The following is a 12762-nucleotide window of genomic DNA, read 5'->3' on the forward strand; positions in this document are numbered from 1 at the left end:
CCCCGCCGACGTCGGTTGGCTGCGACTGCCCACCTTCGCGTGGCCGACCCGGCCGTCGTGGCTCTACCGGCTGACCCAGGGCCTGCACGTGGGGCTGGGGCTGGTGCTCATCCCCGTCGTGCTGGCCAAGCTGTGGTCGGTGATCCCACGGCTGTTCGTGTGGCCGCCGGCCCGCTCGATCGCCCAGGTGCTGGAGCGATTGTCGCTGCTGATGCTGGTCGGAGGGGTGCTCTTCGAAATCGTCACCGGAGTGCTGAACATCCAGTACGACTACGTCTTCGGGTTCAGCTTCTACACCGGACACTATTTCGGGGCTTGGGTGTTCATCGCCGGTTTCCTGATGCATATCGCGGTCAAGATCCCGCGCATGGTCACCGGGCTGCGGTCGCTGTCGCTGCAAGAGGTATTGCGCACCAAGACCGTCGACACCCGTCCGCAACCACCCGATTCCGACGGGCTGGTGGCCGCCGATCCGGCCGATCCGACGATGAGCCGCCGCGGCGCCCTGGCGCTGGTCGGCTCCGGCGTGCTGCTCATCGGCGCGCTGACCGTGGGCCAGACCCTCGGCGGTGCCGCCCGCGGCGCCGCCCTGCTGCTGCCCCGCGGGCGAGGGCGCGGCGATTTCCCGGTCAACAAGACCGCCGCCGCCGCGGGGATCACGCCCGAAAGCGCAAGCGGGAGTTGGCAGTTGACCCTGCACGGCGGGCACTCGGACGTGGTGCTGGACCGTGCCATGCTGGCCGGCATGCCGCAACGGACCGCGCGGCTGCCGATCGCCTGCGTCGAAGGGTGGTCGACCGTGCAGACCTGGAGCGGGGTACGGCTGGCCGACTTGGCCCGGGTCGCGGGCGTGCCCGCGCCACGTGCGGCCCGAGTGACATCGCTGCAACGCGGCGGCGCATTCGGTGCGGCGACGTTGCAGGCCAACCAGATTCGCGATCCCGACGCGCTGCTGGCGCTGCGGGTCAACGGCGCCGACCTGTCTTTGGATCACGGCTATCCGGCCCGGATCATCGTTCCGGCACTGCCCGGCGTGCACAACACCAAATGGGTGGCTTCCATTGAGTTCGAGCCGAGTTGAGATGTCAAGAATTTCAACCCGTTTCAGCGCGATCTATGGATCCTGCCCGTTGCATCTGCTGACGATGCTGTCCGGTTTCGGCCTGTTCGGCTACGCCGTCGCCACCTTCAAGCCGGCAACGCTGTGGAATCCCGGTACCTGGTGGCAGTCGATTGCGGTCTGGTTGGCCGCCGCGGTCATCGCCCACGACCTGCTGCTCTTCCCGCTCTACGCGCTGGCCGACCGGGCGCTGTCCGCGCGGGTGGGTCGGCGCTCAGGTCATCCAAAAGTAAGCGTCCGCAACCATATTCGGGTGCCCGCCCTGGGCGCCGGACTGACGCTGCTGGTGTTCCTGCCGGGCATCATCCAACAGGGCGCCCCGACCTACCAGGCGGCCACCGGACAAACCCAGCAGCCGTTCTTGGGCAGGTGGCTGCTGCTCACCGCGGCGATGTTCGCGGTGAGCGCCGTCGGCTACGCCACGCGACTCGCCGTCGCGCGCCGGCGAACCGCGGACCAACCTCCGGGCAAACAGGAGTAGTCCGCACGGCAGGGTAAGCGCCGCTGACAGCAAACACCTGCCGGGGCTTTGTCGACAATAGTCAGCCAGAAGTATCGGCCCCAGAGACGGGCGTTAACGCAATCGTCAGTTTCGGCGACCGGTGCGGGGGTACGCTCCGCACATGTTGGCGAGGGGACCGGGCATGACTTCTTGCATGAAATGGTTACTGCGGGCCGGTCCCGCCGACTATGCGGTGGCCTTGAGCGTTGCCGGGGCTTCGCTACCGGTGGTGGGCAAGCATCTGGAGCCGCTGGCCGGGGTGACCGCGATGGGCGTCTGGGGCGTCCGGCACGCACCGTCGGCCCTATCCGCGATGACGAAGGACTGGCTGACTCCCGGCATCAACGACACGCGGCGCCGGGATCGGGAAAACACCCGTGACGTCTCCGCCGCGGCCTTGCGAGGTGTCGTCTCGTCCGCGGACCTCGACCTCGAATGGCCCACCGCGGAACGGATACCGCCGATTTGGGATGCGATGCGCCAGCGTCGGTACCTTTACCGCCGTGGAGTCCACTACGGCAACAGCCCCGCGCAGGCGCTCGACGTCTGGCGCCGCAAGGATCTGCCCGCGCAACCCGCGCCGGTGCTGATCTTCGTGCCCGGCGGCGCCTGGGTGCACGGCAGATCGATGGGGCAGGGGTCCGCGCTGATGTCACGGCTGGCCGAGCAGGGCTGGGTGTGCCTGGCGATCGACTACCGGGTCGCACCGCATCACCGCTGGCCGCGCCACATCACCGACGTCAAGACGGCCATCTCATGGGCCCGGGCCAACGTCGACAGGTTCGGCGGCGATCGCAATTTCGTTGCGGTGGCGGGCTGTTCGGCCGGCGCGCACCTGTCCGCGCTGGCCGGGCTGACCCCCGATGACGCTGCGCACCGGGAGGAGCTGCCCGAGGGCGCCGACAGTTCGGTGGATGCGGTGGTCGGGATCTACGGCCGCTACGACTGGGAGGACCGTTCCACGCCGGAGCGCGACCGGTTCGTCGACTTCCTGGAGCAGGTGGTGGTCAAACGGAAGATCGCCCGCCATCCCGAGGTGTTCCGCGACGCGTCGCCAGTCGCCCGCGTGCATCGGAATGCGCCGCCGTTCTTGGTGATTCACGGCAGCAAAGACAGCGTCATCCCGGTCGAGCAGGCTCATAGCTTCGTTGAGCGGTTGCGGGCGGTCTCGCATTCGATGGTCGGCTACCTGGAGTTGCCCGGGGCCGGCCACGGCTTCGACCTCATCGACGGCGAGCGGGCCGGAGTCATGGCCCATGCCACGTCGCTGTTCCTCAACCAGGTCTACCGCACCAAGGCACAGATCGGGGCGAAAGAGGTTATCTGAGCCCCGCCACTTGTAAGGTCGCGCTATGGGCAAGGGGCAGCGGTGAAACGGCTGAGCGGCTGGGACGCGGTACTGCTGTACAGCGAGACGCCGAACGTGCACATGCACACGGTAAAAGTCGCCGTGATCGAACTGGCCGAGGACAGGCGTGACTTCGATGTCGACGCTTTTCGGCACGTCATCGGCGGCCGGCTGAACAAGCTCGAGCCGTTCTGCTATCAGCTCATCGAGGTCCCGTTCAAGTTCCACCATCCGATGTGGCGCGAGCACTGCGAGATTGACCTCAACTACCACATCCGCCCCTGGCGGCTGCCCGCGCCCGGCGGCCGTCGCGAGTTGGACGAGGCGGTCGGGCAGCTGGCCAGCACCCCGCTGGACCGCGAACATCCGCTGTGGGAGATGTATTTCGTCGAGGGCCTGGCCAACAACCGGATCGCGGTGGTCGGCAAGATCCACCACGCGCTCGCCGATGGCGTCGCCTCGGCGAACCTGATGGCCCGTGGCATGGACCTACAGCCCGGGCCGGAGGGCGGCCCGTATGTGTCCGACCCGGCACCGACCACGCGGCAGCTGATGAGTTCGGCATTCGCCGATCACATGCGCCACCTGGGGCGGCTCCCGCGGACGATCCGCTACACCGCGCAGGGGCTGGGCCGGGTGCGGCGCAGCTCGCGCAGGCTCTCACCGGAACTGACCCGGCCGTTCGAGCCGCCGCCGACCTTTATGAACCACATGATCACCCCGGAGCGCAGGTTCGCGACCGCCACGCTGGCGCTGGCCGACGTCAAAGAGACCGGCAAGCGGCTGGGGGCGACGATCAACGACATGGTCCTTGCCATGTCGACCGGCGCCCTGCGTAGGTTGCTGTTGCGGTACGACGGCGAGGCCGATCCCCTGCTGGCGTCGGTACCGGTGAGTTTCGACTTCTCGCCGGAGCGAATCTCCGGCAACCGCTTCACCGGAATGCTGGTAGCGCTGCCCGTCGACCTCGATGATCCGCTGGCGCGGGTACGAACCTGCCATGAGAACGCCATCTCGGCCAAGGAGGGCCACCAGCTGATGGGGCCGGAGCTGGTCAGCCGATGGGCGGCCTACATGCCGCCCGCGGGTACGGAAGCGTTTTTCCGGTGGGCGTCCAGCCGAGACGGACACAACAAGATCCTGAACCTGAACATCTCGAACGTTCCCGGTCCCCGCCAGCACGGCCGGGTGGGCGGCGCACTGGTCACCGAGATCTATTCGGTGGGGCCGTTGACCGCCGGCAGCGGGCTCAACATCACCGTGTGGAGTTATGTCGATCAGCTCAACATCTCGGTGCTGTCCGACGGCGCCACCGTCAAGGACCCGCATGAGGTGACCGAGCTCATGGTCGCCGACTTCATCGAAATACGAAGGGCCGCAGGGCTTTCCGAAAAGCTGACGGTCGTCGAGAGCGCGATGGCGCCGGCCTGACGAACCCGGCTTGGGCAGCGACGCCATGTCCCGGTAACCGGAATCTCGGGGGACGCCAGTGCCGTTCTCGCCTGCCGTTACCATCGGGTCGGATAACAGCCAAATTTCTCGGCACCGACATTCGAAGGAGCTGCGCAGCACCGTGAGCACTGGGAACGAAGACGCCAGCAACTCCGAACCCGAAGTCCTGGTCGAACAACGGGATCGGATCCTGATCATCACGATCAACCGGCCGAAGGCCAAGAACGCGGTCAACGCCGCGGTGGCCAACGGTCTGGCGGCCGCCGTCGATCGGCTCGATGGCGACCCCGGTCTGTCGGTGGGCATCCTCACCGGCGCGGGCGGCTCCTTCTGCGCGGGCATGGATCTCAAGGCGTTTGCGCGGGGCGAATTGCCCATCGTCGAGGGCCGCGGCATGGGGTTCACCGAACGTCCGCCGGACAAGCCGCTCATCGCCGCGGTGGAGGGATACGCCCTGGCCGGCGGCACCGAGCTGGCGCTGGCCACCGACCTGATCGTGGCGTCGAGGGACTCGGCGTTCGGCATTCCCGAGGTCAAGCGTGGCCTGGTGGCCGGCGGTGGGGGATTGCTGCGGATGCCGCAACGCATCCCGTCGGCCATCGCCATGGAACTGGCATTGACCGGTGAAAACCTGAGCGCGGAGCGCGCGCATGCGCTGGGGATGGTCAACGTGCTGGCCGAGCCGGGGACGGCGCTGGACGCCGCGATCGCGCTGGCCGAGAAGATCGCCGCCAACGGGCCGCTCGCGGTGGCCGCCACCAAGCGGATCATCGTCGAGTCCCGTGGCTGGAGCCCTGACATCATGTTCGCCGAGCAGAACAAGATCCTGGCTCCGGTGTTTACGTCCAACGACGCCAAGGAGGGCGCGATCGCGTTCGCCGAGAAGCGCCCGCCGCGCTGGACTGGAACCTAACCGGCGGGGTGGATCCCCGACCCTGGCGGCCGGCAGCGATACTTAGATGACTTACACTATGGCCTAGATTTGTAAAGGGTGGGGTTCCAGAAGGATCGAGGATGAGCATTTCGTTGCTTCTCGAGATGGCTGCGTCGAGCAACCCCGATCGCACCGCCGTCGTTTCGGGAGACATGCGGCTCACGACGCAGCTGCTCAGCGATCTCGCCGACGGCGGCGCGGGCGTGATCGTGGGATCGGACGCCAGGCACGTGGCCTACGTGGGCACCGGCGGCGCGATGCTGCCGGTGCTGATATTCGCCGCTGCCCGCGCCGGGCTGGCCTTCACCCCGATCAATTACCGGCTGTCCGCCGACGGCATCCAGGCGCTGATCAAGCGGCTGCCCGAACCCCTGGTGATCGTCGACAGCCGCTACCGCGACATGATCGGGGATGCCTCGGATCGGGTGATGGGCTCGGACGAATTCCTGGCGGCCGCCCAAACCTGCGAGCCGGCAGCGGAATTCCCCGACCCGGACTCGGTCGCGATCGTGCTGTTCACCTCGGGGACCACGTCGCACCCCAAGGCCGTCGAACTCTCGCACAACAACCTGACCAGCTATGTCACCGGGACGGTGGAGTTCGACTCGGCCGCACCCACCGACGCCGCGCTGATTTGCGTGCCGCCCTATCACATCGCCGGGGTCGGCGCGGCGCTGTCGAACCTGTACGCGGGCCGCAAGATGGTCTACCTGCCCAACTTCGACCCCGAGGAATGGGTCCGGCTGGTCAACGCCGAGCAGGTCACCACCGCAACGGTGGTGCCCACCATGCTGGACCGCATTGTCACCGTGCTGGAGATGAACGGACATGAGCTCCCGTCGCTTCGCAATCTTGCCTACGGCGGATCAAAGGTCGGCCTGCCGCTGGTCCGCCGTGCGCTGGAACTGTTGCCCGGGGTGGGCTTCGTCAACGCCTACGGCCTGACCGAGACCAGCTCGACGATCGCGGTGCTCACCCCCGACGACCACCGGGCGGCGCACTCCGCCTCGGATGCCGCCATCGCCAAGCGGCTGGGATCGGTCGGACAGCCGGTGCCTGGCATCGAGTTGCAGATCCGTGATGAGGACGGCAACGTGGTCGGCCCGGGTGAGACCGGCGAGCTCTTCGTGCGCGGCGAGCAGGTTTCCGGCCGCTATACCGGGATTGGCTCGGTGCTCGACGAAAATGGTTGGTTCCCAACCAAAGACATCGCGATGCTCGATGAAGAGGGCTACCTGTTCATCGGCGGACGCAGCGACGACACCATCATCCGCGGTGGTGAGAACATCGCGCCCGCCGAGCTGGAGGAGGTGCTGATCGAGCACTCCCATGTGCGCGACGTCGCGGTGGTCGGAGTCGAGGATCCGGAGTGGGGCCAGGCGATTGTCGCCGTGGTGGTGCCGGCTGTGGGTATCGATCCCGATCCCGAGGAACTGCGCGAACATGTCCGCAAGAGCTTGCGCGGGTCGCGTACCCCCGACCGGGTAGTGTTTCGCGACGAGCTGCCAACGACTCCCACCGGCAAGGTACTTCGCCGGGAAATCATCGAGACGCTAAAAGGACTACACGCATGATCAAGAACGGAACCCGCCTCGCCAGCCAGGTGTGTGACACCCAGGTCATCGTCGTCAGGAACGCCGACAGCCTCGACGACCTGCGCTGCGGCGGTGTGCCGATGGTGGCGATAGGCGCCGAACGGTCCGGCGAACTCGACCCGGCGTTCGCCGACGGCACCGTGATGGGCAAGCGCTACGTCGACGAAACCGGGGCCGAGGTGCTGGTGACCAAGCCGGGCGCCGGGAGCCTGAGCGTGGGCCAGACCGCGCTGCAGCTCAAAGAGGTCAAGCCGCTGCCGGCCAGCGACTGACGGTCGGGTCAGGGCCCGTGCTGCCCATCGGCCCAGTCGGCCCCGAACACCAGTCCGCCGCTGCCGCCGGCCTTGCCGCCCGTCGGGGCGCTGGCCGTCACGCTAGTCGGACAGTCCGTTACGACGAACGAATTCTCTTGCCTTGATTAAGAATTCGAGCTGCTCGCCAACCTGGCTCAACGGTCGGACGCAGCGACTCGAGCGGGACAGGACGATGGCACCTTCCAGTGCGGCGATCGCCATCACCGCCAGGGACGCGGCATCGTCGTCGGCAAAGCCGTCGTTGACGAATGCCCCAGTCAATGCGGTACACCAGCGGCCCAAGATGACGCCGGCCTCGGCTGACAGCTTGGGATCGTCGTCGTTCGAGCCGATCGCTGCTGCCACCACGGGGCAGCCCGCGGTGAAGTCGGCGTCAGTTAGCAAGCGTTGCCAGAACTCGACGAACTCGCGCAGCAGGGCCCTGGCGCCCCAGCCGGCGGCGTCGTCGATCATCGCGGTGATGGAATCGCCGGAGTAGTGCAGCGCCTCGGCCAGAATCTGATTGCGCCCGTCGGGGAAGTGGTAGTAGACCGAGCCGCGTGGCGCGCCGCTGCGGGCGAGCACCTCATCGATGGTCACACCGGCCGCTCCGCGCTCGCGCATCACCTCGGCCGCGCTGACCAGCATCTTTTTCCGGGTATCGCAGCGCTTCGTCGGAGCGGGGTCCGGCTTTGTTGCGTCCGGGGTGTCGGTGGCAGTCGGCACTTTCGCGCCTGCTTTGGCCCGCGTCATGCAGCCTGCGAGTGCCGCATTACCGGCCAATGCAGATGACGTGGGCTGAACCGGGATGGCCGGCGCTTAAAGTCGGGCATCTCGCGCGTGAAGTGGTAACCGGCGACGTTGAGCTCGATGATCCACATGATTTTCTCCCGGCCAATGTGCTGCACTCATGCGCCGGGGCCGGCGGCTCATGATTATGCGAGGAAGCATATAAAACATCGGTACACTAAGCAAGTTGTTTCGGGGGGCACGGCCCAGACCGCTGTAAATAGTGTGACCCGCATAGCCACTATTGTGGCTGAGGGACTATATGAGTACCCGGTTATTATGCAGTATTGCATAATAGCTGGATCTGAGGTTCACTGTGCCGATGGCTGGCACTTCCCCCACGGCTCTACCGACTCTGGACACCGTGTCCCTTGAGCGGGATGGGCACGTCCTGCTGATCGGCCTGAACCGGCCCCATAAACGCAACGCATTCGACCGGGCGATGCTGGCCGACTTGTCCCGCGCCTACGGGCTGCTGGAGTCGGACGACTCGCTGCATGCCGGGGTGCTGTTCGCGCACGGCGACCACTTCACCGCCGGTCTGGACCTCGTCGATGTCGGCCCCTCCGTCGCGGCCGGGGAGTTGGAGTTCCCGGATGATGGCCGGGACCCGTGGCGGCTGGACGGTGCGTGGGCCACGCCGCTGGTCGCCGTCGCGCACGGCTGGTGCATGACGTTAGGCATCGAATTGCTGCTGGCCGCCGACATTCGCATCGCGGCAACCGGGACACGGTTCACGCAACTCGAAGTCCAGCGTGGCATCTACCCCTTCGGCGGCGCGACCATCCGGCTTCCCCGCGAGGCCGGGTGGGGCAATGCCATGCGCTGGCTGCTCACCGGCGACGAGTTCGACACCGCCGAGGCGCACCGCATCGGGCTGGTCCAGGAGGTGGCCGACGAGGCCGCGGCTGCCTTGGCCCGGGGCCGCGAGATCGCGCACACCATCGCCGACCGCGCTGCACCGCTGGGTGTGCGGGCCACCCTGGCGTCCGCGCACCTGGCACGCGCAGAGGGTGAGGCGGCCGCCATCGAGCGACTGCGCCCCGCCGTCGCCGAGCTGTTCGCCAGCGAGGACGCCGCCGAGGGCGTGCAGTCATTCATCGAGCGACGTCAGGCGCGCTTCACGGGACGTTAGCCGGCTTCTTGTAGCCACTGAACGGGCATCCCGGATCGAAGGTGTACCAGGTGATTCCGTATCTTGTCGTCGATTTCGGCAAATACCGGCGGCAGCGCTTATGTGAAAGTGCTTACCGCGTCCACTATTTCGTCGCAACGCGGACGCGGTACCAGGACATGCGGCACGTGTCCGCGAACATCAACGCCGTCGCACACGGCATCTTCTACGGGCGAGCAGACCGGCCCGGAAAGCGGCGATCGTCCATGCACGTCTACGGTGCTCCACCAATAGGATTCATGTGCACCGGATCCGATAAGACCTAGGAGGGCAGCGTTGGCCAGTGACTTCGAGCAGTTGCTGGCGATCCTGGATCTCGAGCGCGTCGATGAGCTCACGTTCCTCGGATCGCACCCGACCAAGAACCCGGCCCGCACGTACGGTGGCCAGCTGATGGCGCAGGCGCTGATCGCCGGCAGTCTGGTTCTGACACACAAGGTGCCGCCGGCTGCGCTCCAAGTCCATTTCATCGCCGGCGGCGACCCGACGAAAGATATCCAGTACCGGGTGGTCCGGCTGCGTGACGAGCGCCGCTTCGCCAATCAGCGGGTCGATGCGATGCAGGACGGAACATTGCTGGCCTCCGCGATGATTTCCTATATGTCCGGCGGCCGGGGTCTTGAGCACGGCGTAACGCCGCCGAAGGTGCCAGATCCGCACACATTGCCGTCGGTCGACGAGTTGCTGCGCGGCTACGAACATGTCGTTCCCGACGTCGTAAATGCGTTGCGGCCGATCGAAGTGCGTTATGCTAACGACCCACCCTGGGTGATGCGCAACAAAGGGGAGCGGCTCGCCCACAACCGGGTGTGGCTGCGCGCCGGCGGCGAGATGCCCGACGACCCGCTGTTGCACACCGCCGCGTTGCTGTACTCGTCGGACGCCGCGCCCCTGGATTCGATCATCACAACGCACGGGTTGTCGTGGGGCTACGACCACGTCTTCGCCGCGTCGGTCAACCACTCGATCTGGTTTCACCGCCAGGTCCGCTTCGATGATTGGGTGCTGTATGCGACCTCGTCTCCGGCGGCAGCCGACTCCCGTGGGCTAGGCATCGGCAACTTTTTCGACCGTGATGGCCAATTGATAGCAACGGCGGCCCAGGAAGGCATCGTCATACATTTGCCCGCCTGATCTCGCGGATAACCTCCTGTCGAAGTTGCCAAAGTGCGCCCCCGAATTAGCAGAGCTTAAGCGGCGCAGCCGTGAATCTTGAGTCAAGTTGAGCGTTCGGGTCGGGTTGGTTCAGGCGGCGAGTCCGGCTTGGTGGGTGAGGTCGTCGAAGGCGGCTTGGTAGGCGCGTGCTGCTCGACGAAACGCGGATGGGCGGGGTGGGCTGGGGTCGCTGGTTTGGGCGAGGCCAGTGCGCAGGAGGTGCTGGTGGGCGTGGGTGAACAGCAGCGCGTGCTGTAGCCCGGTGTCGGTGACGCGGTAGCGGCGGCTGCGGGGGATGCGTTCGATGAGTCCGTGGGCGCGCAGGCGCCGCAAGTCGTATGTCATTTGGCCGGCGGTGATGTCCTCGAATCGTTTGCCGAGGAGGGGCGCGGTGAGGGGGCGCAGCTCACGGTTGGTGAATCCGTGAGGCAGTAGCCGGTGGATGAGCAGTGCCTGCAGCAGGGCGTGAACTCGGTTGTCGCCGAAGCGTAATCCCGCGATGCGGGTGCCGGAGTCGGTGACGAGGGGTGCGGTCAGGTCGGTGAAGGCCTTCGCGCCGCGGATCGGGTCGTGGCTGATGGTTTGGACGCCGAGCAGGCGCCGGTTGGCGGAAAAGCCGAGCTGCCGCAGGTTGGGCAGGCTGGTCAGCCGTTTGGTGACACCGAAGTCGCGGGGGTCGTTGATGGTGGTTTCGGTGCGCAGCGCTCTCCCTTGTTTGTGGTACTGCTTGATCTTGGCGTTTTTGTAGTCCACGTGCAGCGACGGGACGACACCGTTGGTGATCACCCGGGTGCGGAACCGGCCCGGGGTCTTGTGTTTGCCTGTGCGCACGATGCGGCGGTCGAAGATCAACGCGACGTTGTCTGGGCGGCCGATGTCGAGGTTGTCGCGGATGACCTGTTCGAAAAAGATTCGCCCGGACACCGGCGCATCCAGCATCTGGGTCAGAGAGAATTCGGCCTGCAGGATCGACAGCTCGTAGCGGTAGCCGGCAGCCTCATCCTCGTCCGTAAATGGGTTGGGCAGGATGGCCAGCCACTTGCGCAGCAACGCCTCGATCTGGGCGGGACCAAGACGGTCGCAGATCGCCTGCAACGCCGCGACGTCGTCGACCGCGGCGAACCCGTTGTCAAGCGCGGTGAACCCGATCCCAGCCTTGGCGGCTTGACGCTTGGCCCACTCGTTGCCGTTGATGCACAACTTGGCGGTGTAGGGGAAGTAGGTGCAGAACTTGATGAAGAACGGGCCGAAATCCTCATCCACGCAATAGAAATAGAAGTAGTTGACGAACGCGGTGGACCGCACCAGCCACGCGTATGAAGAACCGTCGCGGCTGTAGCGGCGCTGAGTGCGCCACACCAGCGCCTTCTCCTGCGCCCGGCCCACGAACAGCACCCCCTCGGGGTCGGTGAATCGGGCCAAAAATTGCTGGGCCACGTCGTCTTTGCGTTCCTTGCCGAACGAGACCACCTCCAACCCGCGTGCGGTGACGAACCCGTGGATGCCGGCGACGAACGCCTTGGTCATCGGATCCATCAACGCGGTGGAAGCGTAGTGGTGGCCGCGGTGACCAACGAAGAAACCCTGTACACCGCCGCCGTAGGCCTGCCGCGGCACCCACACGTTGCAATACATCCTGTCGATGCATTCGACCTCGAACTCCACGTGATCAGACAAGACATCGCCGGCGGTGCGCGCTAGGGTCATGACAGGCTCCGGTTCGGACGGGCGGCCAGTTCAGGCCAACCAACCGCGCTATGCGGTTCATATACCCGATCGACACAGTTCGACCAGGGTCTTCATCCCGTCCGGGCCGGAGTCCCCGAAAACAACCCGGCCAACATGCCTCGTCGGGATGGGGCGAAGCCCGGCTAGTATTTGTCGGTGTGGATTTGCCCACCGGCATAAACGCCCCTACATCGCGCACCCTCTCGCATACACGAGATCGTCCGGGAATCCACCCCGGTGCACCACGCGTTTGCTCTGTGAGCTGCGGCCCACGCCGCAGCCACCATCTGCCCGAGCCAACCCCATTAGCCACGATATGAGTCGACCCACGACATCCCTGGCCGCGTCGTCGCCTGAACTACCTTGACCCGCAAACCGTGGTGCCCCGCGCAGCACCGCGACGACGAGGAAAGTAAAGGTCTCTAACACGGAGAGGGGACAACGTGTCTGTAGCGGCCGATGAGCTTGTCGCAGCACTACGTCTGGCAGCGAAAGAGAACGCCGAGTTGCGCCGTCAGAACCGCGACCTCGTTGCATCGAAAAACGCTCCGGTGGCGGTGGTGGGGATGGGGTGTCGTTATCCGGGTGGGGTGTGTTCGCCGGAGGGGTTGTGGGGGGTGGTGGCCGGGGGTCGGGATGTGGTGTCGGGGTTTCCGGTTGATCGGGGTTGGG

General features: G+C 66.1%; 13 protein-coding genes. 11 read left to right on the forward strand and 2 right to left on the reverse strand.

The window, feature by feature from the left end:
• The 7 genes from ACLP4W_RS13000 to ACLP4W_RS13030 all read left to right on the forward strand — a co-directional run.
• Positions 1-1081, forward strand: a 1081-nt coding sequence (locus ACLP4W_RS13000; protein WP_442386535.1) for a molybdopterin-dependent oxidoreductase, incomplete at its 5' end; no start/stop codon positions are given.
• A 1-nt stretch (position 1082) separates the two neighbouring features.
• Positions 1083-1601 (forward strand): hypothetical protein, encoded by a 519-nt coding sequence (locus ACLP4W_RS13005; RefSeq protein WP_442386536.1) that lies wholly within the window; start codon positions 1083-1085, stop codon positions 1599-1601.
• Positions 1602-1743: 142 nt separating this feature from the next.
• Positions 1744-2949, forward strand: coding sequence for an alpha/beta hydrolase fold domain-containing protein (locus tag ACLP4W_RS13010; RefSeq protein WP_442386537.1), 1206 nt, complete (start codon positions 1744-1746; stop codon positions 2947-2949).
• A 42-nt stretch (positions 2950-2991) separates the two neighbouring features.
• Complete coding sequence (locus tag ACLP4W_RS13015) at positions 2992-4401, forward strand: WS/DGAT/MGAT family O-acyltransferase (RefSeq protein WP_442386538.1); 1410 nt, start codon at positions 2992-2994, stop codon at positions 4399-4401.
• Positions 4402-4543: 142 nt separating this feature from the next.
• Positions 4544-5335, forward strand: a complete 792-nt coding sequence (locus ACLP4W_RS13020; RefSeq protein ID WP_442386539.1) for a crotonase/enoyl-CoA hydratase family protein — start codon at positions 4544-4546, stop codon at positions 5333-5335.
• A 101-nt stretch (positions 5336-5436) separates the two neighbouring features.
• Entirely contained in the window at positions 5437-6930 is a 1494-nt protein-coding gene (locus ACLP4W_RS13025; RefSeq protein ID WP_442386540.1) for a class I adenylate-forming enzyme family protein, read from the forward strand.
• Positions 6927-7223 (forward strand): hypothetical protein, encoded by a 297-nt coding sequence (locus tag ACLP4W_RS13030; protein ID WP_442386541.1) that lies wholly within the window; start codon positions 6927-6929, stop codon positions 7221-7223. The genes ACLP4W_RS13025 and ACLP4W_RS13030 overlap by 4 nt, the downstream gene beginning before the upstream one ends.
• Before the next feature lie 102 nt (positions 7224-7325).
• On the opposite strand, the gene ACLP4W_RS13035 is transcribed toward ACLP4W_RS13030, so the two are convergent.
• The gene (locus tag ACLP4W_RS13035; protein ID WP_442386547.1) at positions 7326-7892 is read right to left on the reverse strand and encodes a TetR/AcrR family transcriptional regulator; all 567 of its coding nucleotides are present in this window, start codon (positions 7890-7892) and stop codon (positions 7326-7328) included.
• Between the two features lie 463 nt (positions 7893-8355).
• Here ACLP4W_RS13035 and ACLP4W_RS13040 point away from each other — a divergent pair, with 463 nt between their 5' ends.
• From ACLP4W_RS13040 to ACLP4W_RS13050, 3 genes are read left to right on the forward strand one after another with little or no spacing between them, the layout of a single operon-like run.
• A complete protein-coding gene (locus ACLP4W_RS13040; RefSeq protein WP_442386542.1) occupies positions 8356-9168 on the forward strand; it encodes a crotonase/enoyl-CoA hydratase family protein in 813 nt (270 codons plus the stop codon).
• Between the two features lie 50 nt (positions 9169-9218).
• Complete coding sequence (locus ACLP4W_RS13045) at positions 9219-9473, forward strand: hypothetical protein (protein ID WP_442386543.1); 255 nt, start codon at positions 9219-9221, stop codon at positions 9471-9473.
• A gap of 10 nt (positions 9474-9483) precedes the next feature.
• The gene (locus ACLP4W_RS13050) at positions 9484-10341 is read left to right on the forward strand and encodes an acyl-CoA thioesterase II (protein ID WP_442386544.1); all 858 of its coding nucleotides are present in this window, start codon (positions 9484-9486) and stop codon (positions 10339-10341) included.
• Positions 10342-10452: 111 nt separating this feature from the next.
• Here ACLP4W_RS13050 and ACLP4W_RS13055 read toward each other — a convergent pair whose 3' ends face one another.
• Positions 10453-12069: a hypothetical protein gene (locus ACLP4W_RS13055; protein WP_442386545.1), complete on the reverse strand. Its 1617-nt coding sequence runs from the start codon at positions 12067-12069 to the stop codon at positions 10453-10455.
• A 464-nt stretch (positions 12070-12533) separates the two neighbouring features.
• Here ACLP4W_RS13055 and ACLP4W_RS13060 point away from each other — a divergent pair.
• Positions 12534-12762 (forward strand): beta-ketoacyl synthase N-terminal-like domain-containing protein (locus tag ACLP4W_RS13060; protein ID WP_442386546.1); only part of this gene is annotated, 229 nt, incomplete at its 3' end.

Origin of the sequence: Mycobacterium sp., assembly GCF_052145595.1 — a bacterium.
Classification (GTDB): Bacteria; Actinomycetota; Actinomycetes; order Mycobacteriales; family Mycobacteriaceae; genus Mycobacterium.